Origin of the sequence: Burkholderia metallica (genome assembly GCF_902832845.1) — a bacterium.
Taxonomy (GTDB): domain Bacteria; phylum Pseudomonadota; class Gammaproteobacteria; order Burkholderiales; family Burkholderiaceae; genus Burkholderia; species Burkholderia metallica.
Genome location: NZ_CADFDB010000017.1, coordinates 58,118 through 81,977, shown reverse-complemented (window position 1 = coordinate 81,977; position 23,860 = coordinate 58,118). Strand labels below are relative to the sequence as shown.

The window sequence follows — 23,860 nt, the reverse complement described above, 5'->3', positions numbered from 1 at the left end:
TCGGGTAACATGGCCGACAGACCGGGCGGCGCGCGGTGCGCCGGGCCCTGTCTCGATATTGGCGGTGCCGCAAACATGATCATCACTTCGCTGCTCGACACGGATCTCTACAAGTTCACGATGATGCAGGTCGTCCTGCATCACTTCCCCGCCGCAAGCGTCGAATACCGGTTCCGGTGCCGCACGCCCGGCGTCGATCTCGTGCCGTACATCGACGAGATCCGCGACGAGGTGCGCGGCCTGTGCGCGCTGCGTTTTTCGGACGTCGAACTCGACTACCTGCGGCGCATGCGCTTCATCAAGAGCGATTTCGTCGATTTCCTCGCGCTGTTCCACCTGAACGAGAAGTACATCTCGATCACGCCGTCGCCGAAGGGCAACGGCGAAATCGACATCGAGATCACTGGGCCGTGGCTGCATACGATCCTGTTCGAAATCCCGGTGCTCGCGATCGTCAACGAAGTGTATTTCCGCAACACGCAGCGCGAGCCCGACTATCGCGAAGGCCGCGAGCGGCTGCGCGAGAAGATCAAGCTGCTCGGCGCGGAGCCCGAGTTCGCCGACTGCAAGATCGCCGATTACGGCACGCGCCGGCGTTTCTCGAAGGTCTGGCACGAGGAAGTCGCGCTCACGCTGCGCGACGGGCTCGGCCCGCAGTTCGCGGGCACGAGCAACGTGCTGTACGCGATGAAGCACGGCATCACGCCGCTCGGCACGATGGCGCACGAGTACCTGCAGGCATGCCAGGCGCTCGGCCCGCGGCTGCGCGATTCGCAGATCTACGGCTTCGAGATGTGGGCGAAGGAATATCGCGGCGACCTCGGGATCGCGTTGTCGGACGTCTACGGGATGGACGCGTTCCTGAACGACTTCGACATGTACTTCTGCAAGCTGTTCGACGGCGCGCGCCACGATTCGGGCGATCCGTTCGACTGGGGCGAGCGGATGCTGCGCCATTACGAGATGAACCGGTGCGACCCGCGTACCAAGGTGCTCGTGTTCTCGGACGCGCTCGACATCCCGAAGGTCATGCAGTTGTACGAACGGTTCCGCGGCCGCTGCAAGCTCGCGTTCGGCGTCGGCACGAACCTCACCAACGATCTCGGCTACGTGCCGCTGCAGATCGTGATCAAGATGGTCCGCTGCAACGGCCAGCCGGTCGCGAAGCTGTCCGATTCGCCGGGCAAGAGCATGTGCGACGACAAGGCGTATCTCGCGTACTTGCGCCAGGTGTTCGGCATCGCGCAGCCGGTCGAGGAAGACGCGTCGAAGTAAGCGCCGGCCGTTCGGCCAAGGTGCGTGGCGGCAGGGGCGGCCGGTATAATCCGACGGTATTGCACGCCAACGTCACGAGGACCGTTCATGGACACTTCCGCTGCCCGTCGTCAGATCCTCGCGCGCATTCGCGCGGCGCAGGCTCGCGCGGCCGAACCCGACGCAGCGGAGCGCGACGGCGTGGCCGACTACCTCGCCCGTCATCCGCAGGGCCCGCGCCCGCCGGCGCCGGCCGACCTCGTCGCTGCCTTCGTCGACGAAGCGGCGCGGCTGTCGACCACGGTCGACGAAGTCGCGACGCTGGCCGACGCGCCTGCCGCCGCCGCCCGCTATCTTTCCGCTCAGGGCCTGCCGATGCAGGCCGTTGCATGGCGCACGCTGGCCGATCTCGACTGGGCCGGCGCCGGCCTGTCGGTCGAGTGCCGCAAACCGCGCGACGGCGATCTGGTCGGCCTCACCGGCTGTTTTTGCGCGACCGCCGAAACGGGCTCGCTGGTGCTGCTGTCCGGCCCCGACACCTATGCGTCGGCCGGTCTGCTGCCGGAAACGCACATCGCGCTCGTTCCCGCGTCGCGGATCGTCGCCGGTCATGAAGACGCATTTGCACTGATCCGCTCGGAGCGCGGCGAATTGCCGCGCGCGGTCAATTTCGTGTCGGGCCCGTCGCGCACGGGCGATATCGAGCAGACCATCGTACTGGGCGCGCACGGCCCGTACCGCGTTCACGTGATCGTCGTACGGGGCGCATGACGCGCCCGCCGCATCCACTACCACTCGACCAAGGAAGTTCTGCATGAAACGACATGCCGCCTGGGCCGGCATGGCGTCGGGGGTTGCGCTTGGCGCCGTCCCGGCGCTGGCATCGGCCGCAACGCTCGACGGCGCCACGCTGTCTGCCCTGTGGGGTATCCCGTTCGCCGGGATCCTGCTGTCCATCGCGCTGTTCCCGCTCGTCGCCCCGGTGTTCTGGCATCACCACTTCGGCAAGATCGCGGCCGGGTGGGCGATCGTGTTCCTGATTCCGTTCGGGTTCGCGTTCGGCGCGGGCACCGCGTTCGGCACGCTCGTGCACGCGCTGCTCGAGGAATACATTCCGTTCATCGTGCTGCTCACCGCGCTCTATACGGTCGCCGGCGGCATCTGCGTGAACGGCAACCTGCATGGATCGCCGAAGCTGAATACCGCGATCCTCGCGCTCGGCACGCTGCTCGCGAGCGTGATGGGCACGACGGGCGCCGCGATGCTGCTGATCCGGCCGCTGCTGCGTGCGAACGACAACCGCAAGCACGTCGTGCACGTCGTGATCTTCTTCATCTTCCTCGTCGCGAACGCGGGCGGGTCGCTGTCGCCGCTTGGCGATCCGCCGCTGTTCCTCGGGTTCCTGAACGGCGTGAGCTTCTTCTGGACGACCACGCACCTCGCGCTGCCGATGCTGTTCATCTGCGCGGTGCTGCTGACGCTGTTCTTCGCGCTCGATACGTATTTCTACCGCAAGGGCGGCGAGGAGCGGCCGGCCACGCTCGACCCGACGCCCGACAGCGCCAGGCTGTCGATCGACGGCAAGATCAATTTCGTGCTGCTCGCCGCCGTGATCGGCCTCGTGCTGATGAGCGGCGTGTGGAAGCCGGATGTCACGTTCGATGTCTGGGGCACGCACGTCGCGCTGCAGAACCTCGTGCGCGATGTCGCGCTCGCGGTCGTGACGCTCGCGTCGCTCGCGCTGACGCCGCGCTCCGCGCGCGAGGGCAACGCATTCAACTGGGCGCCGATCGAGGAAGTCGCGAAGCTGTTCGCGGGGATCTTCGTGACGATCGCGCCGGTGATCGTGATCCTGCGCGCGGGTGCCGACGGCGCGTTCGCGCAGATCGTCCATCTCGTCACGGGGCCGGACGGCAAGCCGATCGACGCGATGTACTTCTGGGCGACGGGCATTCTGTCGTCGTTCCTCGACAATGCGCCGACCTATCTCGTGTTCTTCAACCTCGCGGGCGGCGATGCGCAGTCGCTGATGACGACCGGCGCGTCGACGCTCGCCGCGATTTCCGCGGGCGCGGTGTTCATGGGCGCGAACAGCTATATCGGCAATGCGCCGAACTTCATGGTTAAGGCGATCGCCGAATCGCGCGGCGTGAAGATGCCGAGCTTCTTCGCGTATCTCGGCTGGGCGCTGGTCGTGCTGATACCGGTATTCCTGCTGACGTCGTGGCTTTTCTTCACGGCGTAAGCTGACGATTTTCAACCCTCGGGCGGGCGGTTCCGGCAGCGCATGGCGCGCAACGATCCGTCCGCCGCATGCGGAGATGGCGATGCAGAAGATCCTGGTCGCGCGTCCGATCTTTCCGGACGTGATCGAACGGCTCAAGCAGTATTTCGACGTCGACTGGAACAACGGCGACGCACTCGCGCCCGACGCGCTCGCCGCGCGTCTGGCCGACAAGGACGGCGCACTGACGGCCGGCGATCCGGTCGGCGCGGCCGCGCTCGCGGCGGCGCCGCGCCTGCGCGTCGTCGCGAACATGGCAGTCGGCTACAACAATTTCGACATGGCCGCGTTCAATGCGGCGAACGTGCTCGGCACCAACACGCCCGACGTGCTGAACGAGTCGACCGCCGATTTCGGCTGGGCGCTGATGATGGCGGCCGCACGCCGGATCGCCGAATCCGAGCACTGGCTGCGCGCCGGCCACTGGCAGAAGTGGGCGTATGACGGTTTCCTCGGTTCCGACATTTACGGCTCGACGCTCGGCGTGATCGGGATGGGGCGCATCGGCCAGGCGCTCGCGCGCCGCGCGCGCGGCTTCGGGATGCAGGTGATCTATCACAACCGTTCGCGGGTCGCGCCCGAGATCGAGGCCGAGCTGAATGCCGAATACGTGCCGAAGGATGCGCTGCTCGCCCGTGCCGATCACGTCGTGCTCGTGCTGCCGTACACGAAGGAGAACCATCACACGATCGGGGCGGCCGAGCTGGCCAGGATGAAGCCCACCGCGACGCTGACCAACATCGCGCGCGGCGGGATCGTCGACGACGCGGCGCTGGCCGCCGCGTTGCGCGACGGGACGATCGCCGCGGCCGGCCTCGACGTGTACGAAGGCGAGCCGACGGTCCATCCGGCGCTGCTCGAGGTACCGAACGTCGTGCTGACGCCGCATATCGCGAGCGCGACCGAAAAGACGCGTCGTGCGATGGCGAACCTCGCCGCCGACAACCTGATCGCCGCACTCGGCGAAGGGCCGCGCGCCGGGCAGCCGCCGAATCCGATCAACCCTGACGTGATCGGGAAGCCGCGCGCATGACGATGACGTTGTTGCTGGCGGCGGTCGTCGTGCTGGCCGTCGCGCTCGCGGTGGCGATCGTCGTGCTCGTGCGCGGCGGGGGCCGTCACGACGATACGGCGGTACTGGGCGACCAGATCGAGGACGCCGCGCATGCGCAGGCGCGGGCGGTCGAGCGGCTCGAACGCGAATTGCGCGGCGAGATCGTCGAGAGCGCGCGCGGCTCGCGCACCGAGCTGGCCGGCAGTTTCTCGCAGCTTCAGCAGATGCTCGCCGCGCAACTGACGAGCGTGGCGACCGTACAGAACAACCAGATCGAGGGTTTCGCGCAGCAGCTCGGCAAGCTCGTGGCCGGCAATGCGCAGCAGTTCGACGCGATGCGCGAGAGCCTGCAGCGGCAGGCGCAGCAGGCGCGCGACGAGCAGACGGGCGCGCTCAGGCTGTTCGGCGACACGCTGCACCGGCAGCTCACGCAACTGACCGAGGCGAACGACCGCCGGATCGGCGAGGTGCGTGCGACGCTCGAGCAGCGGCTGAAGGAAATCGAGACGAACAACGCGGCGAAGCTCGAGGAGATGCGCCGCACCGTCGACGAGAAGCTGCACGCGACGCTCGAACAGCGGCTCGGCGAATCGTTCAAGCTGGTGTCGGACCGGCTCGAGCAGGTGCATCGCGGGCTCGGCGAGATGCAGACGCTCGCGGCGGGCGTCGGCGACCTGAAGAAAGTGCTGACCAACGTGAAGACGCGTGGCACCTGGGGCGAAGTGCAGCTCGAAGCGTTGCTCGAACAGATGCTGACGCCCGACCAGTACGCGAAGAACGTCGCGACGGTGCCGAAGAGCAGCGAACGCGTCGAGTTCGCGATCCGGCTGCCGGGGCGCGAAGCCGGCACGCGCGATGCGCCGCCCGTATGGCTGCCGATCGACGCGAAATTCCCACGCGAAGACTACGAGCGGTTGATCGATGCGCAGGAGCGCGCCGATGCGGTGGCGGTCGAGGAAGCGGCGCGCGCGCTCGAAGCGCGCGTGCGGCAGGAGGCGCGCACGATCGCCGAGAAGTACGTCGCGCCGCCGCACACGACCGATTTCGCGCTGCTGTTCCTGCCGACCGAAGGGCTCTACGCGGAGATTCTGCGTCGCCCGGGGCTGACCGACCTGCTGCAACGCGACTATCGCGTGACGGTGGCTGGCCCCACGACGCTCACCGCACTGCTGAACAGCCTGCAGATGGGGTTCCGCACGCTCGCGATCGAGCAGCGCTCGAGCGAGGTGTGGCAGGTGCTCGGCGCTGTGAAGACGGAGTTCGGCAAGTTCGGCGACGTGCTCGCGCGCACGAAGGCGCAGCTCGAAACGGTCACGCGCTCGATCGAGTCCGCCGAGCAGCGTACGCGCGTGATGAGCCGCAAGCTGAAGCAGGTCGAGGCGCTGCCGGGCGACACGGCGGCGGGGCTGCTGGGTGCGGAAGGCGCCGACGGCGCCGATGCGGACGACGCATGACACGTGCTGCGTGTCGCTGTCGGAAAGAATACGGGCGCCGAGGCGCCCGTATTCTTTTGCAACGTTCACCGGCACGGGGCCGGTGCGGGGTCATTGCCCGGCCAGCGTGTCCAGCGCGTCGCCCGTGACGCGAACGATGCGCCAGTCGGGCAGCACGGTGGCGCCCATTTTTTCGTAGAAATCGATCGCAGGCTGGTTCCAGTCGAGAACCGACCATTCGAAGCGTCCGCAGCGGCGCTCGACGGCCAGCGCCGCGAGGTGGCGCAGCATCGCGGTGCCGAGACCGGTGCCGCGCTGCGACGGCTGCACGTACAGATCTTCGAGATAAAGGCCGCGACGGCCGAGGAACGTCGAATAATTGTGGAAGAACAGCGCATACGCGACGATCGCGCCGTCTTGCTCGGCCACCCGTGCCTCGGCGGCGGGGTGTTCGCCGAACAGCGCGTCGGCGAGATCGGCTTGCGTCGCAACGAACAGATCCGTGAGCTTTTCGAACTCGGCCAGTTCGCGCATCAGCGCGAGGATCGCGCCGACGTCGCGAGCCTCGGCCGCGCGAATCAGCGGCGTGCCGCTCACGCTTCCTCCGGCGGATCGGACAGCACGATCTCGATGCCGCCGAAGCGCGATGCGACCCAGTTGTACGCGTGGCATGCGATCCACAGCAGCACGAAGCCGAGGATCGCGTTCAGCAGCAGCGCGCTCAGGATCGTGCTCAGTTCGACCATCCCGTAGCGGACGTAAGCGACGAGAATGCCGAGCAGCACGATCGGCACGCTGAACGTCAGGTAGACGAGAATCAGCGCCTTGGCGGTCTGCCCCGCGGCGATCGACGAAATTTGCTTCTTCATGTGCGGATTGCCCCCGTAGAAATATACCGATAGTGGAATTCAGATCAGGCCGTCGAACGGCAGGATATCGACCGGGGTGCCCGCGTCGACTGCCGCGGTATCGTGGCCCAGGACGATGAAACAATTGGCGGCCGACAGGCCGCTCAGCGATGCGGAACTCTGCGAGCCGGCCGGTGCGACGTGCCAGTGGCCGTCGGCGGCGCGTGTCGCGATGCCGCGCAGGTAGTCGGTGCGCCCCGTGCGTGTCTTCAGCGCGTGCGTGCTGAGCGCCGTGTACATCGCCGGCGGCTGCGCCTGCGCGCCGGCCAGCGTCAGCAGCGCGGGCCGCACGATCGCGTAGAACGTCACGGCGGACGCGACCGGATTGCCGGGTAGCCCGAAGAACAGCGTGTGACCGGCGCCGTCGGCCGGGCGGGCGAGCGTGCCGCACGCGAGCGGCCGGCCGGGGCGCAGCGCGAGGCTGGCGAACGTCACGTCGCCGAGCGTGGCCATGACGTCGCGCGTGAAGTCGGCTTCGCCGACCGATACGCCGCCCGACGTGATCACCGCGTCGGCCTGCGCGGCGACGGCGTCGCGCAAGGCGGTTTCGAGTGCGGCCGGGTCGTCGCGGACGATCCCGAGATCGATCGCGTCGACATGCAGCCTTTCGAGCATCGCGATCAGCATCCCGCGATTGCTGTCGTACAGGGTGCCGCGGCCGAACGGCGCGCCGGGCTCGCGCAATTCGTCGCCGGTGGAGAAGACGGCGACGCGCACGCGCCGGCGCACCGCGACTTCGGAGAAACCGAACGACGCGAGCAGACCGAGATCGGACGGCCGCAGGATGCGGCCCGCGGCGAGCGCGCAGGCGCCGCGCGCGAGATCCTCGCCGGCCTTGCGGCAGTTCGCGCCGCGCGCGATGTCGTGCGCGGCGAAGTGGATCGTGTCGCCGTCGACGCGCACGCGTTCCTGCGGAATCACGGTGTCGCATCCGGCCGGCATCGGCGCGCCCGTCATGATGCGCACGCATGATCCGGCCGTCACCGCGCCGTCGAACGGATGGCCGGCGAGCGCGGTGCCGGCGATCGTCAGCGCGACGTCGGCTGGCGGCGCCGCGTGCGTGCCGGCACTGCCGTCGAACGCATAGCCGTCCATCGCCGAGTTGTCGTACGCGGGAATGTCGAATGGCGCGTTCACGTCGGCCGCGAGCACGCGGTCGAGCGCATCGCGCAGCGCGACCGTGGCGCACGCGTCGACCGGCACCGCGAAGCGGCACGCGAGCGCCTGTGCGTCCGCGAGCGACAGCGGGGCATCGGAATCGGGTGCGCTTCGGGACGCGGAGGAGGATTGCGTGATCATCAGTCGGACTGCGCCGCAAGGCGTATCGGGTTCGTGGCCGGTGGCGCGGGGAGGATGCCTGGGCGCGGGCTTCGCGTGCGGCGGGCGCCGGGCGGGAACCGCACGGGTGCCGTCAGCGGCGGGCCAGCGCGGCGAGTTCCTGCCAGGAGTTGGCATTGTAAAACGCACGCTCGTCGCGAAACTCGACTTCGACCGTCTTGTGGCGTGCGTACCACGCACGCACCTTGCGGTCGCCGGCCGCGAGCCGGGCGGCGAGATCGTCGGCCAGCGACGTGCGCAGCAGCGCGAACGTCGGCTGCGGCGAGCGCGCCTGCCGGGCGTCGACGGTCACCGCCATCGCGATGTCGGCCTGCCGCGTGTCGAGCGCCGCCAGCAGCCGTGCGACGAGGTCGGCAGGCAGATAGGGCGTATCGCACGGCGAGCACGCGACGAGCGGCGCGCGCGCCGCCCGCATGCCGGCGAGCAGGCCCGCGAGCGGGCCGGGAAAGTCGGGGGTTTCGTCCGCGACGATGCGCGCGTCGAACGGCGCACCGAGTTCGGCATAGCGATCGGCATGGCGATTCGCGCTGATCAGCGTCTCGTCGACCTGCGGCGAGAGCCGGCGCAGCACGTGCAGCGCGAGCGGCGTGCCGTCGAGCAGCTGCAGGCCCTTGTCGACACCGTCCATGCGCGTGGCGCGCCCGCCTGCGAGCAGCAGGCCGGCGATCGAAGGCGGGGTGGAAGCGGGCATCGTCGGAAGGCGGGAAGGGCGGCGCGTCAGCCGCCGATATACGACATTTCGACCCGCTTGCCGCCGCCGTCGGGCAGTGCGTCGGCCGATGCACTGCCGCGCAGTTGCGAATAGCGGTCGGTGCGCGCCTGCCAGATGCGGGCGATCGCGGTCGCGATCTCGGCGTCGCTCGCGCCGCCGCGCACGAGCGCGCGCAGGTCGTGGCCCGTCGATGCGAACAGGCACAGGTACAGCTTGCCTTCGGTTGAAAGCCGCGCGCGCGTGCAGTCGCCGCAGAAGGCCTGCGTGACGCTCGAAATCACGCCGATCTCGCCGCTGCCGTCCGCATAGCCCCAGCGCTGCGCGGTTTCCGCCGCGGTGTGCGGGTCGAGCGGGACGAGCGGGAAGTGCTCGGCGATCCGTGCGACCACGTCCGCCGACGGCAGCACCTCGGTCATGTTCCAGCCGTTCGACGTGCCGACGTCCATGTATTCGATGAAGCGCAGGATCACGCCGGTGCCGCGGAACCGCTCGGCCATCGGCAGGATCTCGCTGTCGTTGGTGCCGCGTTTCACGACCATGTTGACCTTGACCGGCGCGAGGCCGGCGGCCTGCGCGGCGAAGATACCGTCGAGCACGTCGGCGCTCGCGAACTCGGCATCGTTCATGCGCTTGAACAACGTGTCGTCGAGCGCGTCGAGGCTGACCGTCACGCGCGTGAGCCCGGCGTCCTTCAGCGCACGCGCCTTGCGTGCGAGCAGCGAGCCGTTGGTCGTGAGCGTCAGGTCGAGCGGACGGCCGTCATGCGTGGTCAGCCGTGCGAGGCGCTCGATCAGGAATTCGAGATTCTTGCGCAGCAGCGGCTCGCCGCCGGTGATGCGGATCTTCTCGACGCCATGCGCGACAAAGAGCCGCGCCACGCGTTCGATTTCCTCGTGCGTGAGGAGCGCGCTGTGCGGCAGGAACGGGTAGTCCTTGTCGAAGACGGCGCGCGGCATGCAGTACACGCAACGGAAGTTGCAGCGATCCGTCACCGAAATGCGCAGGTCGCGCAGCGGCCTGGCGAATGTGTCGGCCAGCGTGCCGTTCGGGGCGTGCGCGACGCCGGAGACGTCCGGCATCCCGCTGACGTCGGCGAGAGGAATGATGCGTCGGGACATGTTGGAAGAAGTGCGGACCAGACCTCTATTTTAGCCGCAAGCGGCGAGCCGGGCCGGGGGGCGGAAACCCGCAGCGCGGACGTGAAAAAGCCCGCCGGCGGCGGGCTTTTTCGGGTCGGACGACGCGTCGGTCAGTGATGCGTCGTTTCAACCTGCTGCATCGGGGTCGTATCGACCGGAGGCAGCGGCTTGCGTTCGCGCGGCACGCGAGCCGGACGCGGAAGGCGCGATGCGGCTTCCTGCGCGGCGGCGAACTTGCCGGCGTCCGTGTTCACCCAGACGAGACCGGCCTGCTCCAGCACGGCGTCCAGGCTCGCCGAAGCGGGCGCGGCTGCCGGCTGTGCGGGGGCCGGTGCAGGCGCCGGAGCTGCGGCAGCTTCGACCGGCGCTACTTCGATCGGCGCTGCTTCGACACGGGCCGGCTCGACTGCCACCGGAGCGGCTTCGCTCGTCGCGACCGGTGCGGCCTGCTCGACGGGTGCGGGTTGCGGTGCGTCGACGGCGGCAGGCGCTGCCGGCACTTCGAACGCGTCGGTCGGCGAAACCGCGACCGGAGCCGGACCGGCTTCGGTTTCGACAGCCGGTGCGACCGGTGCCGGTTCCGCTGCGTGGGCGACGACTGCCGGCTCGGCCGGTGCAGCCGGGGCTGCTTCGACGTGTACCGGTGCCGGCTGCGGCTCGACAGCGGCCGGCGCAACCGGTTCGGCACGGTGCTCGATCACGGCTTCGACGACGACGGCGCTCGCTGCCGCCGCAACCACGGTGACTGCCGGTGCGGCCGTATGAGCCGGCTCGACGGCAGCCGGTGCTTCCGGCGTCACGGCTTGCACGGTGCCTTCGCCTTCCGCGCCTTGCTCGGCGTGGTCGACGACTGCGCCGTCTTCCTCGCGCTCGCGACGACCGCCGCGGCGGCCGCGACGGCGACGGCGGCGTTCGTCGCCATCACGCGCGCCGGCTTCCGCATCGGCTGCCAGCTCGGCGCCCGGCAGGGCTTCAGCCGCGGCCTTGTCGGCTTCCGGTTCCGGATGGGTTTCGCCACGGGTGACGGTTTCGAGCGTAGCCGCATGCTGGGTCGGCTTGCGGCGCTCGCCGCGCTCGCGACGTTCGCCGCGTTCCTGGCGCTCGCCACGACCGGCTGCGTCGACGCCTTCCGGCAGTTCGGCGCGCTCGCGCGGTTCGCGGCTCTCACGCGGTTCGCGCGGCTCACGGCTTTCACGCGGCTCGCGGCCTTCGCGCGGGGCGCGACCTTCGCGACCCTCACGGCCTTCGCGGTTCTCGCGACCTTCACGCGGTTCACGACCCTCGCGCAGTTCGCGGTTTTCGCGCGGCTCACGCACTTCACGCGGCTCGCGTCCTTCCTTGCCTTCGCGTTCCTGGCGTTGCGACTGGCCACGGCCGGCTGCCGCCTGGTCGCGGCCGCCTTGCGCCTGCTGGGCGCCGCCGCGACGGTTGCGGTTGCGATCGCCGCCGCGTTCGCCGCGCTGCTCGGACTTCTCGGCGCGTTCGCCGCGAGCCGGACGGGCTGCCTGCTCCTTCGCCGGTGCCGGAGCGGCCGGTGCGGGCGCCGGTGCCGGCGACACGCCGAACAGGCCCTTCAGCCAGCCGATGAAGCCGCCGCTTGCCGGCGCGACCGGTGCGGGCGCTGCAACGGGCTCGACCGGGCGCTGCGGTGCGGGGCTCGGGGCCGGACGCTCGGGCGTGATGCCCTTGACCGCGGCTTCCTGCTTCGGCTTCACTTCCGCCGCGCGCTTGCTGTAGCCGGTTTCCGACTCGAGTTCGCGGGCCGCTTCCTCGGCCATCTTCCACGACGCGCGCGGATCGTCGAGGCGTGCGTCGTCGTGACGCAGGCGCTCGAGCTTGTAGTGCGGCGTATCGAGGTGCTTGTTCGGGATCAGCACGATGCCGACCTTGAAGCGCGACTCGATCTTGTTGATTTCCTGACGCTTTTCGTTGAGCAGGAAGGCGGTCACCTCGACCGGCACCTGGCAATGGATCGCCGCGGTGTTTTCCTTCATCGCTTCTTCCTGAATGATCCGCAGAACCTGCAGCGCGGACGATTCGGTATCGCGAATGTGGCCGGTGCCGTTGCAGCGCGGGCAGGTCACGTGGCTGCCTTCCGACAGCGCCGGACGCAGGCGCTGGCGCGACAGTTCCATCAGGCCGAAACGGGAGATCTTGCCCATCTGGACGCGCGCTCGGTCATGCTTGAGCGCGTCTTTCAGGCGCTGCTCGACTTCGCGCTGGCTCTTCGCCGATTCCATGTCGATGAAATCGATCACGATCAGGCCGCCGAGGTCGCGCAGGCGCAGCTGGCGGGCGACTTCGTCGGCCGCTTCGAGGTTCGTGCGGGTGGCCGTTTCCTCGATGTCCGCGCCCTTGGTCGCGCGCGCCGAGTTCACGTCGATCGCGACGAGCGCTTCGGTGTGGTCGATCACGATCGCGCCGCCCGACGGTAGCGGCACCGTGCGCGAGTACGCGGTCTCGATCTGGTGCTCGATCTGGAAGCGGGAGAACAGCGGCACGTCGTCGTGATAGCGCTTCACCTTCGCGACGTTGTCCGGCATCACGATATCCATGAAGGCGCGGGCCTGGTCGTGGATTTCGTTCGTGTCGATCAGGATTTCGCCGATATCGGGCTGGAAATAGTCCCGGATCGCGCGGATCACGAGGCTCGATTCCAGATAGATCAGCATCGGCTGGCCGGCATTGCCGCTCTGCGACGCCGCTTCGATCGCGCGCCACAGTTGCAGCAGGTAGTTCAGGTCCCACTGCAGTTCCTCGGCGCTGCGGCCGATGCCCGCGGTACGGGCGATCATGCTCATGCCGTCCGGGATCTGCAGTTGCGCCATCGTCTCGCGCAGTTCCTGACGCTCGTCGCCTTCGATCCGGCGCGACACGCCGCCGCCGCGCGGGTTGTTCGGCATCAGCACGAGGTAGCGGCCGGCGAGCGAGATGAAGGTGGTGAGGGCGGCGCCCTTGTTGCCGCGCTCTTCCTTCTCGACCTGGACGATCAGCTCCTGGCCTTCGCGCAGGGCATCCTGGATGCGCGCGGAGCGCATGTCGATGCCTTCCTTGAAGTATTGACGCGCGACTTCCTTGAACGGCAGGAAGCCGTGGCGGTCTTCGCCGTAGTTGACGAAGCACGCTTCGAGCGACGGCTCGATACGGGTGATGACACCTTTGTAGATATTGCCTTTGCGCTGTTCGCGCCCGGCTGTCTCGATGTCGATGTCGATGAGCTTTTGCCCATCGACGATGGCGACGCGCAGCTCCTCCTGCTGCGTCGCATTGAACAGCATGCGTTTCATGAACGACTCCAGGCGGCTCCGCTGCCGGCGCCTCGCGGTTGTCAGACGCGAGGGCGGTAACGACGGCAGGCCGCACCTTGTTGTGTTGTCACAAGCACGCTGGAGCGGGAAAGATGGCGGGGAGAATTGCCTGAAGAGGCGCTTGGGCCCGAAAGACGGGGCCGGCGGCCATAGGGCACCTGCGAATACGGTTTCAAAGCACGGCGTTCACACACCGCACGCTGCACAAGCGCGCTAAGCCTGAGTCCGGGCATTGCCACGGGCGCGCGCAATGCGTCGCGCGCGCCGACGGGCGGCAGATGCTGCGGCTTGGGCCGCAGCGGGGAGTATCGAATCCAGCCCGACTTTCCCGCTTGGGGTGTACTTCCCTGGTTTGACGTCGCCAAGCTCCGCACGCTTCGCGGAGCCAAATCGGGCGCAACGCCGTAATATTCGCAACCGGCAGCCTGCGGACGCACTTCGCGCCGTCCGGCTGCCGATCAAATTCTTTTCAACCAACTTTCCGTTACCGCGGCGCCTTGCCGACCGAATCCGCCTGTGGGCGCGATCCTTGCCGGCGAGCGGCGCCGTGCGTGCAACTTGCTGCATCTCTTTGATCAGGGGCGAGCAGCGGACCCCCGGCGCAAGTAAAATAGCGGTTTGCGCTTGCGCCTTGCCCAATTCAGCCGGGGCCGGCCGGTCAGGCCACCCTCAACGTCAGGCTGGGCAAAATTATATTCAGTATGAATGAGTTAGGCAAAATATCCCAGAATTCGCTCGCAAGCGGCCAGGTATCGATGATCGAGATCGACGAAAACTCGGCCGGTCAGCGGATCGACAACTTCCTGCTGCGCGTCTGTAAGGGCGTGCCGAAAAGCCATATTTACCGGATCCTGCGCAGCGGCGAAGTGCGCGTCAACAAGGGCCGGGTCGACGCGCAGTACCGTCTTGCCCACGGCGACGTCGTGCGCGTGCCGCCCGTGCGCGTGGCGGCGGCGGACCTCGCGCGCGCCGATACGCCCGTCGTGCCGCCCGCGAATTTCAACGTGCTGTACGAGGACGACGCGATGCTCGTCATCGACAAGCCGGCCGGGGTCGCCGTCCACGGCGGCAGCGGCGTCGCGTTCGGCGTGATCGAGCAGATGCGCCAGGCGCGCCCGCGCGCGAAATTCCTCGAACTCGTGCACCGGCTCGACCGCGAGACGTCCGGGATCCTGATGCTCGCGAAAAAGCGAACGGCGCTGGTGGGCCTGCACGAGCAGATTCGCGAAAACAGGATGGACAAACGCTATTTCGCATGCGCGCACGGCGAATGGCAGCCTGACTGGGGCCGCCGCCGCGCGGTGAAGGCGCCGCTGTTCAAGTATTCGACCCCGGAAGGGGAGCGCCGCGTGCGCGTGCAGGACGACGGGCTGCCGTCGCATACGGTGTTCAACCTCATCGACCGCTGGCCTGAATACGCGCTGGTCGAAGCGGAACTCAAAACGGGTCGGACCCATCAGATCCGTGTGCACCTCGCGCATCTCGGCCTGCCGATCGCCGGCGACGCCAAGTATGGCGATTTCGCACTGAACAAGGCGCTGGCGCGCGCGAACGCGCAGCCGTCGTTGAAACGGATGTTCCTGCATGCGTACCGGCTGCGGCTCGCCCACCCGCTGACCGGCGAGGCGCTGCAGTTCGATGCGCCGCTGCCGGACGAATGCCGGCGCTTCCTCGACCAACTCAGCGCACTGCGCGATACCGCCTGAACCGCATGGCTCGACAGCAATTTGACCTGATCGTCTTCGACTGGGACGGCACGCTGATGGATTCGACTGCGCACATCGCGCACAGCATCCAGGCCGCGTGCCGCGATCTCGGCCTGCCCACGCCGTCCGACGAGGCGTCGCGCTACGTGATCGGCCTCGGCCTGCGCGATGCGCTGCAGATTACCGCTCCGACCCTCGATCCGTCCGATTATTCGCGGCTCGCCGAGCGCTACCGCTATCACTATCTGCTCGACGACCAGCGTATCGAGCTGTTCGCCGGCGTGCGCGAACTGCTCGCCGAATTGCGCGACACGGGCTATCTGCTCGCCGTCGCGACCGGCAAGGGCCGGGTCGGTTTGAACCGCGTGCTCGATCAGTCGAAGCTGACGAGCCTGTTCGATGCGACGCGCTGCGCGGACGAAACCTTCTCGAAACCCCATCCGGCGATGCTGCACGAGCTGTCCCGTGAATTGGGGCAGGACCTGGCGCGCACCGTGATGATCGGCGACACGACGCACGATCTGCAGATGGCCGCGAGTGCCGGCGCGGCCGGCGTCGGCGTCGCGTACGGCGCGCACACGGCCGAGGCGCTGGCGGCGCTCGCGCCGCGTTTCGTCGCGCCGGACGTCGACGCGCTGGCCGCCTGGCTGCGGGAGCACGCATGAGCGCGGCGCCGGACGCCGTGCGCGTGTGCGCATCGGACGCGCTGGCAGACGGCGGCGCCGGCGTGCGCGTCGATGCGACGCTGCGCGGCGAGCAGGCCGTCGTATTCTTCGTGCGCTACGAGGGCCGCGCGTACGGCTACCTGAACCGCTGCGCGCACGTGCCGATGGAGCTCGACTGGGCCGAAGGGCAGTTCTTCGAATCGTCGGGCCTGTACCTGATGTGCGCGACGCATGGCGCGATCTACGAACCGAACACCGGCAAGTGCGTCGGCGGCCCGTGCCGCGGCGGCCGCCTGCGGCCGGTCGAGGTCGACGAGCGCGACACGTCCGACGGGCGTGCGGTATTCTGGGTGCCCGACGCCGACCTGCGTCCCGCTGTTTCCGCTACGACCGACTGACGACATCACTGCATGGCCGACCAACCGAATTCCCCGCAATCCTCCTCCCTTCCCGACAGCCGTGAACCGAACTGGGAGCGCGCGGCGCTCGAGCGGATCGCGCTGGCGGCCGTCAAGGAGCAGCGCGCGGCGCGGCGCTGGAAGATCTTCTTCCGCTTCGCGTTCCTCGGCGTGTTCGTGCTGCTGGCGTTCGCGCTGATCGATTTCTCGAGCGACGCGAAGTTCACGTCGAGCGGGCGGCATACGGCGCTCGTGACGATCGACGGCGAGATCGCGGCCGGCGTCAGCGCGAACGCCGACGACATCATCACGGCGCTCGACGCCGCGTTCGACGACGACGGCACGGCCGGCGTGGTGCTGCGGATCAACAGCCCGGGCGGCAGCCCGGTGCAGGCCGGGATGGTCTACGACGAGATCCGCCGGCTGCGCGCGAAGCATCCGGACACGCCGCTGTACGTCGTCGTGACCGACATGTGCGCATCCGGCGGCTATTACATCGCGTCCGCCGCCGACAAGATCTTCGTCGACAAGGCGAGCATCGTCGGGTCGATCGGCGTGCTGATGGACGGGTTCGGCTTTACCGGCCTGATGGGCAAGCTCGGCGTCGAGCGGCGCCTGCACACGTCGGGCGAAAACAAGGGCTTCTACGATCCGTTCTCGCCGGAAACGCCGAAGATGGACGCGCATGCGCAGGCATTGCTCGACCAGGTGCACGCGCAATTCATCAAGGCCGTGAAGGATGGCCGCGGCAAGCGGCTGCACGAGACGCCCGACATGTTCTCGGGCCTGTTCTGGACCGGCGAGAAGAGCGTCGAGCTCGGGCTGGCGGACGGTTATGGCACGACCGACACGGTCGCGCGCGACGTGCTGAAGGCGCCCGATCTCGTCGACTATACGGTGAAGGAAAGCCTGACGAACCGAGTCGCGCGCAAGTTCGGCGCGGCCGTCGGCAGTGCCGCGATGAAGGCGCTGACGGCCGGCGGCGCGTCGGTCAGCCTGCGCTGACCTGAAGCGGGCGGGCCGCAATAGGCCGCCCGTCGCGACGCGGTTCGGCCGCCGCGGCTTCAGTTCGCCAGCAGCAGGAAGATCGCAGGGCGCTTGTGCAGATTCGGCGCAGGCGCCTTTTTCCAGTCCGCCACGGTGCGGCTCGCGATCGTCTCGGTCGCGAGGGTCAGGTCGGCTGCGACGCAGATCTGCGTCGACGGCGCGCAGGTCGCGACGAGCGTGTCGAGCATCGCGTGATTCCGGTACGGCGTTTCGATGAAGATCTGCGTCTGGCGCGCCTTGCGTGACAGTTGCTCGAGTTCGCGCAGGCGTTTCGCGCGCGCGGCCGCGTCGACCGGCAGGTAGCCGTTGAACGCGAAACTCTGGCCGTTCAGGCCCGATGCCATCAGCGCGAGCAGGATCGAACTCGGCCCGACGAGCGGCACGACCTTCACGCCGCGCTCGTGCGCGCGGCGCACCAGCAGTGCACCGGGGTCCGCGACGGCCGGGCAGCCGGCTTCCGACACGAGCCCGGCGTCCGCCCCGGCCAGCACGGGCGCGAGCAGCCGGTCGATCGCGCCGGCCGGCGTATTGACGTTCAGCTCGCTGATCTCGATTTCCTGGATCGGACGCGTCGTGCCGATTTTCTTCAGGAATGTACGCGTGGTCTTCGCGTTCTCGCCGATGTAATAGCCGAGCGTCCCGGCGCGGGCCTGCACGGCCGCGGGCAGCACGGCGGCGAGCATCGATTCGTCGCCTTCGCCGAGCGTGTTCGGGACGAGGTAAAGCGTGCCGGCGGTCATGCGCGGTCTCCACGGGTGGTTGCAAAGAGCGGGTAGCCGGCGGCGCGCAGCATGCGCGTGAGCGCGATCAGCGGCAGGCCGACGAGCGCGGTCGGATCGTTCGAATCGATCGCGTCGAGCAGCGCGATGCCGAGCCCTTCGGACTTCGCGCTGCCGGCGACGTCGTACGGCGTTTCCGCGTGCAGGTACGCGTCGAGCTCGGCCTCGGGCAGCGAGCGGAAGCGCACGTGCGTGACGACGTCCTCGACCTGCGCGTCGTCCGTGCGGCTGTCGTACAGACAGAGCGCGCTGTGGAATTCGACTTCGCGGCCCTGCATCGACACGAGCTGAGCGAGCGCGTGCGCGTGCGTGCCGGGTTTGCCGATCTGCAGGCCGTCGAAGGTCGCGACCTGGTCCGACCCGATCACGAGCACGCCGTCCGGCGCGTCGATCGTCGCGGCGACCGCGCGCGCCTTCGCGCCGGCGAGGCGCAGTGCGGTCGCGGCGGGCGTTTCGCCGTCGTGCGGGGTTTCGTCGAGGTCGGGCGACACGACGTCGAACGGGATGCCGAGGCGCTCGAGGAGGGCGCGGCGGTAGCGTGAACTGGAGGCAAGAATCAGCCGCGGCGGGCGGCAAACGGTATCCGGCATGGTCGGTTGGGTCGGTGAGTCGTCGGTTGTGGTGCGGCGTTGCGCGGACGCAAGCTTAAGTGATTGACCGCAAAAGGTAAAACAGGTATGCTTTCCCGCTTTTCGTCGGCAGGCTTCCGCTGTGGTGGCGCCTGCCGGGTCTTCGGAAGTAAAGTACGTCATCCGCGGATGAGCCGTACGCGAGCGGTACCAAGCCGGATCCGCAAGTCAGCCTGTAGGCGGGAGCGCACATGAACACCTCTTCTGGCAAACCGGCGGCGGCGCTTGATCCGCACGCGGTCGACCTGTTCGAATTCGCCCGCAGCGGGCGGCAGGCAGCAGGCGCGGTGCGCCTCTCGCAACTGCCGCGCATGTTAAACGAAGTGCCCGCGGACGCGCCGGATCGCGACACGGTCTTCACGTGGCAGGCGGAAGGGTTCACCCAGAAGGAGTTGCAGGACGATGGCGCCGACGGGCAGCAGCCGTATCTGCGCCTTGCGGTGCACGGCCATGCGTGGCTCGTGTGCCAGCGCTGCATGACCCCGTACGACCAGACGTTCGACGTCGACATGACGTACCGGGTCGTTGCGACCGAAGAAGAAGCTGAAGAATTTCCGCTCGACGACGATGAAGCCGATGTGATCGTGGGCTCACGCCAGTTCGATCTCGTCGACTTGATCGAAGAGGAATTGCTGCTTTCGTTGCCGCTCGTGCCCAAGCACGAGGTTTGCCCGGCAGTTCACGAAAGCCTCGTGTCGGGCGCGAGCGGTCCCGCGGAAGAGACGGACGACACGTCCGACGAAGCCGGGGACGAAGGCAAACGGCCGAATCCGTTCGCAGCGCTGGAAGCGCTGAAGAAGGACGGTGACGGCACCAAGAAACACTAAGCAGTTGTGGCGCGGGAAGGCGTAAAGGCTTTGGGCCAGGGTAGTTAAGCGCCGGATCGGGCTGTGTTAGAATCCGGAAAATTATTTAGGAGTTAGTCATGGCAGTCCAGCAAAACAAGAAGTCGCCGTCGAAGCGCGGCATGCATCGTTCGCACGATTTCCTGACGGCAGCGCCGCTGGCAGTCGAGCCGAGCACGGGTGAAGTGCACCTGCGTCACCACGTCAGCCCGAACGGCTACTACCGCGGCAAGAAAGTCGTCAAGACGAAGAACGACTAAGCGTCAAGTCACGCGTTGCGCGCTACGGTTGCCGTTCGCGTGACAACTGGTTCGCTTGACACTTTCCTGGCTCGACAAAAAGGCGGCATTCAACTGCCGCTTTTTTGTGCCTGAAATTCGTCGCATTCCATGACCGTAAAGCTCACAATCGATTGCATGGGAGGCGACCACGGCCCGTCCGTGACCGTTCCCGCGGCAGTCAAGTTCGTCCGCGCGCATCCCGATGCGCACCTGATGCTCGTCGGCATCGAAAGCGCGATCCGCGCTCAGCTGAAGAAGCTGAAAGCCCTCGACGATCCCGCGCTGACCATCGTTCCCGCCACCGAAGTCGTGGCGATGGACGATCCTGTCGAAGTGGCGCTGCGCAAGAAGAAGGATTCTTCGATGCGCGTCGCCCTCAACCACGTCAAGGAAGGCGCGGCGCAGGCCTGCATCTCCGCAGGCAACACCGGCGCGCTGATGGCCGTTTCCCGTTACGTACTCAAGACGCTGCCCGGCATCGAGCGGCCGGCGATCGCGTTCGCGCTGCCGAACCCGACCGGCTATACGATGATGCTCGACCTCGGCGCGAACGTCGACTGCGAGCCGCAGCACCTGCTGCAGTTCGCGGAAATGGGGCACGCACTCGTGGCCGCGCTCGAAGGCAAGGAGCGCCCGACGATCGGCCTGCTCAACATCGGCGAAGAGATGATCAAGGGCAACGAGACGATCAAGCGCGCAGGCGAGCTGCTGCGTGCCAGCACGCTCAATTTCCGCGGCAACGTCGAAGGCAACGACATCTACAAGGGCACGGTCGACGTGATCGTGTGCGACGGCTTCGTCGGCAACGTCGCGCTGAAGACGTCCGAGGGGCTCGCGCAGATGCTGTCGGACATCATCCGCGAGGAGTTCGGCCGTTCGCTGATGTCGAAGCTGATGGCGCTGCTTGCGCTGCCTGTCCTGATGCGTTTCAAGAAGCGCGTCGACCACCGCCAGTACAACGGCGCGGCGCTGCTGGGGCTGAAGAGCCTCGTGATCAAGAGCCACGGTTCGGCCGATGCCTACGCGTTTGAGTGGGCGATCAAACGCGGGTATGATGCCGTCAAAAACGGCGTGCTTGAGCGCCTCGCGCGCGCGATGGCGGATAATTCAGTGTCGCTCGGCGAAGGCGAACACGACTCGGGCGGCGCGGGCCATGCAAGCCCCGCCGCAGGCCCTCACGCCGAACCTTCCGCTGCGCAATCCTCTAAAGCATAAATGGCCCAATCGACTCTCTACTCCCGCGTGCTCGGCACGGGCAGCTACCTGCCGCCCGACCGCGTCACGAACCAGCAGTTGACCGATCGTCTTGCGAAGGATGGCATCGAGACGAGCGATGAATGGATCGTTGCACGCACGGGTATCCACGCGCGCCATTTCGCCGCGCCGGACGTCACGACGAGCGACCTCGCGCTCGAGGCGTCGCGTCGCGCGATCGAAGCGGCCGGCATCGATCCGCAGTCGATCGACCTGATCATCGTCGCGACTTCGACCCCCGATTTCGTGTTTCCGAGCACCGCATGCCTGCTGCAGAACAAGCTCGGCATCAAGAACGGCGGCGCGGCATTCGACGTGCAGGCCGTATGTTCGGGCTTTGCGTACGCGATGGCGACGGCCGACAGCTTCATCCGCAGCGGTCAGCATCGCACGGCGCTCGTGATCGGCGCGGAGACGTTCTCGCGCATCCTCGACTTCAAGGACCGCACGACCTGCGTGCTGTTCGGCGACGGCGCGGGCGCGGTGATCCTGTCCGCGTCGGAAGAGCCGGGCGTGCTCGGCAGCGCGCTGCACGCGGACGGCAGCTATTCGCACATCCTCTGCACGCCGGGCAACGTGAATCGCGGCGTGATCGAGGGCAGCGCGTTCCTCTACATGGACGGGCAGGCCGTGTTCAAGCTCGCGGTCAACGTGCTCGAGAAGGTCGCGATCGAGGCGCTCGCGAAGGCGAATCTCGCGCCCGAGCAGATCGACTGGCTGATTCCGCACCAGGCGAACATCCGCATCATGACCAGCACCTGCCGCAAGCTCGGCTTGCCGCAGGAACGCATGGTCGTGACGGTCGACCAGCACGGCAACACGTCGGCCGCGTCGATCCCGCTGGCGCTCGACACCGCGGTGCGCGACGGTCGCATCCAGCGCGGCCAGCACGTGCTGATCGAAGGCGTCGGCGGCGGCTTCACCTGGGGCGCGTCGGTCTTCCGCTACTGATCCGCGGCGCGCGACTGCTGCGCGCGGATCCCATCGGCGCGCCATTCGCGTGCGCCGTCCGAATCGATTCAATTGGGGACGATATGAAATTTGCATTCGTATTTCCGGGGCAGGGCTCGCAGGCGGTCGGCATGCTCAACGCATTCGCCGATCTGGCCGTCGTGCGCGAGACGCTTCAGGAAGCATCCGATGCACTCAATCAGGATCTCGGCAAGCTGATCGCCGAAGGCCCGGCCGAAGAGCTGAATCTCACCACCAACACGCAGCCCGTGATGCTGACCGCCGCCTACGCGTGCTACCGCGCGTGGCAGCAGGCAGGCGGCCCGGCGCCGTCGATCGTCGCCGGCCACAGCCTCGGTGAGTACACGGCGCTCGTCGCGGCCGGTGCGCTCGCGTTCAAGGACGCCGTGCCGCTCGTGCGCTTCCGCGCGCAGGCGATGCAGACGGCCGTGCCGGTGGGCCAGGGCGGCATGGCCGCGATCCTGGGCCTCGACGACGATACGGTGCGCGCGGTGTGCGCCGAAGCCGCGCAAGCGGGCGTCGTCGAAGCGGTGAACTTCAATGCGCCCGCGCAGGTCGTTATCGCAGGCAACAAGGCCGCGGTCGAAAAGGCCTGCGAGATCGCGAAGGCGAAGGGCGCGAAGCGCGCGCTGCCGCTGCCGGTGTCGGCGCCGTTCCATTCGTCGCTGCTCAAGCCGGCGTCGGATCAGCTGCGCGACTATCTCGCGAACGTCGACGTGAAGGCGCCGCAGATTCCGGTCGTCAACAACATCGACGTCGCCGTGGTGAGCGATCCGGCCGCGATCAAGGATGCGCTGGTGCGCCAGGCCGCGGGCCCGGTGCGCTGGGTCGAGTGCGTGCAGCACATTGCCGGCACGGGCGTCACGCACGTGATCGAATGCGGGCCGGGCAAGGTGCTCGCGGGCCTGACGAAGCGCATCGACAGCAGCCTGACGGGCGCGTCGGTGTTCGATCCGGCCTCGCTCGACGAAGCGCTCAAGCTGGTGACCGCCTGACGCGGCGCCTTTTCCCAAGAAACGGATATTCGATTCATGGACAAGACTCTCGATAAACAGGTTGCGATCGTCACCGGCGCATCGCGCGGCATCGGCCGTTCGATCGCGCTCGAACTCGCGCGCCTGGGCGCGACGGTGATCGGCACCGCGACGAGCGAATCGGGCGCCGCCGCGATCAGCGCGGCGTTCGCGGAAGCGGGCGTCACGGGCCGCGGTGCGGTGCTGAACGTCAACGACGCGGCCGCCGCCGAGGCGCTGATCGATGCGACCGTGAAGGAATTCGGCGCGCTGAACGTGCTCGTCAACAACGCGGGAATCACGCAGGACCAGCTCGCGATGCGGATGAAGGACGAGGACTGGGACGCGGTGATCGACACCAACCTGAAGTCGGTGTTCCGCCTGTCGCGCGCGGTGCTGCGCCCGATGATGAAGGCGCGTGGCGGCCGCATCATCAACATCACGTCGGTGGTCGGTTCGGCCGGCAACCCGGGTCAGGTCAACTACGCGGCCGCGAAGGCAGGCGTGGCGGGCATGACGCGTGCGCTCGCGCGCGAAATCGGCAGCCGCGGCATCACCGTGAACTGCGTGGCGCCGGGCTTCATCGACACCGACATGACGAAGACGCTGCCGGAAGAACAGCAGGCCGCGCTCAAGACCCAGATTCCGCTCGGCCGCCTCGGCAGCCCGGAGGACATCGCCCATGCCGTCGCGTTCCTCGCATCGCCGCAGGCCGGTTACATCACCGGTACGACGCTGCACGTGAACGGCGGCATGTACATGTCGTAACGATTTTCGTTTACCATCCGCGCCGTATCCTGATTTTCAGGCGGATCGGCGCTTGATCGACCATCAAGCCAAC

General features: G+C 67.7%; 23 protein-coding genes. 15 read left to right on the top strand and 8 right to left on the bottom strand.

Annotation, left to right across the window (positions count from 1 at the left end):
- The first annotated feature begins 75 nt into the window (after positions 1-75).
- The 5 genes from pncB to HWX08_RS32235 all read left to right on the top strand — a co-directional run bounded on the left by pncB (position 76) and on the right by HWX08_RS32235 (position 6,046).
- On the top strand, positions 76-1,275 hold the full coding sequence (pncB, locus tag HWX08_RS32255; protein ID WP_069256128.1) for a nicotinate phosphoribosyltransferase: 1,200 nt from the start codon (positions 76-78) through the stop codon (positions 1,273-1,275).
- Positions 1,276-1,362: 87 nt separating this feature from the next.
- Positions 1,363-2,025, top strand: coding sequence for a LutC/YkgG family protein (locus HWX08_RS32250; RefSeq protein WP_069256129.1), 663 nt, complete (start codon positions 1,363-1,365; stop codon positions 2,023-2,025).
- 43 nt (positions 2,026-2,068) lie between these two features.
- Positions 2,069-3,499: a sodium:proton antiporter gene (locus HWX08_RS32245; RefSeq protein ID WP_069256130.1), complete on the top strand. Its 1,431-nt coding sequence runs from the start codon at positions 2,069-2,071 to the stop codon at positions 3,497-3,499.
- A gap of 82 nt (positions 3,500-3,581) precedes the next feature.
- Complete coding sequence (locus HWX08_RS32240) at positions 3,582-4,571, top strand: 2-hydroxyacid dehydrogenase (RefSeq protein ID WP_174922918.1); 990 nt, start codon at positions 3,582-3,584, stop codon at positions 4,569-4,571.
- Positions 4,568-6,046 (top strand): DNA recombination protein RmuC, encoded by a 1,479-nt coding sequence (locus tag HWX08_RS32235; protein WP_174922919.1) that lies wholly within the window; start codon positions 4,568-4,570, stop codon positions 6,044-6,046. Before HWX08_RS32240 ends, HWX08_RS32235 begins: the two co-directional genes overlap by 4 nt.
- 90 nt (positions 6,047-6,136) lie before the next feature.
- On the opposite strand, the gene HWX08_RS32230 is transcribed toward HWX08_RS32235, so the two are convergent.
- From HWX08_RS32230 to HWX08_RS32205, 6 genes are all read right to left on the bottom strand, one after another.
- Complete coding sequence (locus HWX08_RS32230; protein WP_069256132.1) at positions 6,137-6,622, bottom strand: GNAT family N-acetyltransferase; 486 nt, start codon at positions 6,620-6,622, stop codon at positions 6,137-6,139.
- Positions 6,619-6,894, bottom strand: coding sequence for a hypothetical protein (locus tag HWX08_RS32225; RefSeq protein WP_006401288.1), 276 nt, complete (start codon positions 6,892-6,894; stop codon positions 6,619-6,621). Before HWX08_RS32225 ends, HWX08_RS32230 begins: the two co-directional genes overlap by 4 nt.
- Before the next feature lie 39 nt (positions 6,895-6,933).
- Positions 6,934-8,232, bottom strand: coding sequence for a molybdopterin molybdotransferase MoeA (gene moeA / locus HWX08_RS32220; RefSeq protein WP_069256133.1), 1,299 nt, complete (start codon positions 8,230-8,232; stop codon positions 6,934-6,936).
- Between the two features lie 112 nt (positions 8,233-8,344).
- A complete protein-coding gene (gene mobA, locus HWX08_RS32215; protein ID WP_069256134.1) occupies positions 8,345-8,962 on the bottom strand; it encodes a molybdenum cofactor guanylyltransferase MobA in 618 nt (205 codons plus the stop codon).
- 26 nt (positions 8,963-8,988) lie between these two features.
- Complete coding sequence (gene moaA / locus HWX08_RS32210) at positions 8,989-10,101, bottom strand: GTP 3',8-cyclase MoaA (RefSeq protein ID WP_174922920.1); 1,113 nt, start codon at positions 10,099-10,101, stop codon at positions 8,989-8,991.
- Positions 10,102-10,232: 131 nt separating this feature from the next.
- A complete protein-coding gene (locus tag HWX08_RS32205; protein ID WP_174922921.1) occupies positions 10,233-13,409 on the bottom strand; it encodes an Rne/Rng family ribonuclease in 3,177 nt (1,058 codons plus the stop codon).
- 722 nt (positions 13,410-14,131) lie between these two features.
- On the opposite strand from HWX08_RS32205, the gene HWX08_RS32200 reads away from it, so the two are divergent.
- Genes HWX08_RS32200 through HWX08_RS32185 form a run of 4 tightly spaced genes read left to right on the top strand, consistent with a single transcriptional unit; the run spans position 14,132 to position 17,204 of the window.
- The gene (locus tag HWX08_RS32200; protein ID WP_069256137.1) at positions 14,132-15,136 is read left to right on the top strand and encodes an RluA family pseudouridine synthase; all 1,005 of its coding nucleotides are present in this window, start codon (positions 14,132-14,134) and stop codon (positions 15,134-15,136) included.
- A 5-nt stretch (positions 15,137-15,141) separates the two neighbouring features.
- Positions 15,142-15,801, top strand: a complete 660-nt coding sequence (locus HWX08_RS32195) for an HAD-IA family hydrolase (RefSeq protein WP_069256138.1) — start codon at positions 15,142-15,144, stop codon at positions 15,799-15,801.
- Positions 15,798-16,199, top strand: a complete 402-nt coding sequence (locus tag HWX08_RS32190; RefSeq protein ID WP_069256139.1) for a Rieske (2Fe-2S) protein — start codon at positions 15,798-15,800, stop codon at positions 16,197-16,199. The genes HWX08_RS32195 and HWX08_RS32190 overlap by 4 nt, the downstream gene beginning before the upstream one ends.
- Positions 16,200-16,211: 12 nt before the next feature.
- Complete coding sequence (locus HWX08_RS32185; RefSeq protein WP_069256140.1) at positions 16,212-17,204, top strand: S49 family peptidase; 993 nt, start codon at positions 16,212-16,214, stop codon at positions 17,202-17,204.
- A gap of 59 nt (positions 17,205-17,263) precedes the next feature.
- Here HWX08_RS32185 and HWX08_RS32180 read toward each other — a convergent pair whose 3' ends face one another.
- Together HWX08_RS32180 and HWX08_RS32175 are read right to left on the bottom strand one after the other, a co-directional pair.
- The gene (locus tag HWX08_RS32180) at positions 17,264-17,986 is read right to left on the bottom strand and encodes an SAM-dependent methyltransferase (RefSeq protein WP_174922922.1); all 723 of its coding nucleotides are present in this window, start codon (positions 17,984-17,986) and stop codon (positions 17,264-17,266) included.
- Entirely contained in the window at positions 17,983-18,615 is a 633-nt protein-coding gene (locus HWX08_RS32175) for a Maf-like protein (RefSeq protein WP_174922923.1), read from the bottom strand. Before HWX08_RS32175 ends, HWX08_RS32180 begins: the two co-directional genes overlap by 4 nt.
- A gap of 230 nt (positions 18,616-18,845) precedes the next feature.
- On the opposite strand from HWX08_RS32175, the gene HWX08_RS32170 reads away from it, so the two are divergent.
- The 6 genes from HWX08_RS32170 to fabG all read left to right on the top strand — a co-directional run bounded on the left by HWX08_RS32170 (position 18,846) and on the right by fabG (position 23,787).
- Complete coding sequence (locus HWX08_RS32170; RefSeq protein ID WP_069256142.1) at positions 18,846-19,481, top strand: YceD family protein; 636 nt, start codon at positions 18,846-18,848, stop codon at positions 19,479-19,481.
- A gap of 98 nt (positions 19,482-19,579) precedes the next feature.
- The gene (rpmF, locus tag HWX08_RS32165) at positions 19,580-19,759 is read left to right on the top strand and encodes a 50S ribosomal protein L32 (protein WP_006051932.1); all 180 of its coding nucleotides are present in this window, start codon (positions 19,580-19,582) and stop codon (positions 19,757-19,759) included.
- Between the two features lie 129 nt (positions 19,760-19,888).
- Entirely contained in the window at positions 19,889-20,995 is a 1,107-nt protein-coding gene (gene plsX / locus HWX08_RS32160) for a phosphate acyltransferase PlsX (RefSeq protein WP_069256143.1), read from the top strand.
- Positions 20,996-21,985 (top strand): beta-ketoacyl-ACP synthase III, encoded by a 990-nt coding sequence (locus HWX08_RS32155; protein WP_069256144.1) that lies wholly within the window; start codon positions 20,996-20,998, stop codon positions 21,983-21,985. It abuts the gene before it with no gap.
- Between the two features lie 83 nt (positions 21,986-22,068).
- Positions 22,069-23,001, top strand: a complete 933-nt coding sequence (fabD, locus tag HWX08_RS32150) for an ACP S-malonyltransferase (RefSeq protein WP_069256145.1) — start codon at positions 22,069-22,071, stop codon at positions 22,999-23,001.
- Between the two features lie 36 nt (positions 23,002-23,037).
- Entirely contained in the window at positions 23,038-23,787 is a 750-nt protein-coding gene (gene fabG / locus HWX08_RS32145) for a 3-oxoacyl-ACP reductase FabG (RefSeq protein WP_069256146.1), read from the top strand.
- The last annotated feature ends 73 nt before the right edge of the window (positions 23,788-23,860 follow it).

Coding starts and splice junctions, on each gene's coding strand:
- pncB (WP_069256128.1), top strand. CDS start 76: ATGATCATCACTTCGCTGCTCGACACGGATCTCTACAAGTTCACGATG.
- HWX08_RS32250 (WP_069256129.1), top strand. CDS start 1,363: ATGGACACTTCCGCTGCCCGTCGTCAGATCCTCGCGCGCATTCGCGCG.
- HWX08_RS32245 (WP_069256130.1), top strand. CDS start 2,069: ATGAAACGACATGCCGCCTGGGCCGGCATGGCGTCGGGGGTTGCGCTT.
- HWX08_RS32240 (WP_174922918.1), top strand. CDS start 3,582: ATGCAGAAGATCCTGGTCGCGCGTCCGATCTTTCCGGACGTGATCGAA.
- HWX08_RS32235 (WP_174922919.1), top strand. CDS start 4,568: ATGACGATGACGTTGTTGCTGGCGGCGGTCGTCGTGCTGGCCGTCGCG.
- HWX08_RS32225 (WP_006401288.1), bottom strand. CDS start 6,894: ATGAAGAAGCAAATTTCGTCGATCGCCGCGGGGCAGACCGCCAAGGCG.
- moeA (WP_069256133.1), bottom strand. CDS start 8,232: ATGATCACGCAATCCTCCTCCGCGTCCCGAAGCGCACCCGATTCCGAT.
- mobA (WP_069256134.1), bottom strand. CDS start 8,962: ATGCCCGCTTCCACCCCGCCTTCGATCGCCGGCCTGCTGCTCGCAGGC.
- moaA (WP_174922920.1), bottom strand. CDS start 10,101: ATGTCCCGACGCATCATTCCTCTCGCCGACGTCAGCGGGATGCCGGAC.
- HWX08_RS32205 (WP_174922921.1), bottom strand. CDS start 13,409: ATGAAACGCATGCTGTTCAATGCGACGCAGCAGGAGGAGCTGCGCGTC.
- HWX08_RS32200 (WP_069256137.1), top strand. CDS start 14,132: ATGAATGAGTTAGGCAAAATATCCCAGAATTCGCTCGCAAGCGGCCAG.
- HWX08_RS32195 (WP_069256138.1), top strand. CDS start 15,142: ATGGCTCGACAGCAATTTGACCTGATCGTCTTCGACTGGGACGGCACG.
- HWX08_RS32190 (WP_069256139.1), top strand. CDS start 15,798: ATGAGCGCGGCGCCGGACGCCGTGCGCGTGTGCGCATCGGACGCGCTG.
- HWX08_RS32185 (WP_069256140.1), top strand. CDS start 16,212: ATGGCCGACCAACCGAATTCCCCGCAATCCTCCTCCCTTCCCGACAGC.
- HWX08_RS32180 (WP_174922922.1), bottom strand. CDS start 17,986: ATGACCGCCGGCACGCTTTACCTCGTCCCGAACACGCTCGGCGAAGGC.
- HWX08_RS32175 (WP_174922923.1), bottom strand. CDS start 18,615: ATGCCGGATACCGTTTGCCGCCCGCCGCGGCTGATTCTTGCCTCCAGT.
- HWX08_RS32170 (WP_069256142.1), top strand. CDS start 18,846: ATGAACACCTCTTCTGGCAAACCGGCGGCGGCGCTTGATCCGCACGCG.
- rpmF (WP_006051932.1), top strand. CDS start 19,580: ATGGCAGTCCAGCAAAACAAGAAGTCGCCGTCGAAGCGCGGCATGCAT.
- plsX (WP_069256143.1), top strand. CDS start 19,889: ATGACCGTAAAGCTCACAATCGATTGCATGGGAGGCGACCACGGCCCG.
- HWX08_RS32155 (WP_069256144.1), top strand. CDS start 20,996: ATGGCCCAATCGACTCTCTACTCCCGCGTGCTCGGCACGGGCAGCTAC.
- fabD (WP_069256145.1), top strand. CDS start 22,069: ATGAAATTTGCATTCGTATTTCCGGGGCAGGGCTCGCAGGCGGTCGGC.
- fabG (WP_069256146.1), top strand. CDS start 23,038: ATGGACAAGACTCTCGATAAACAGGTTGCGATCGTCACCGGCGCATCG.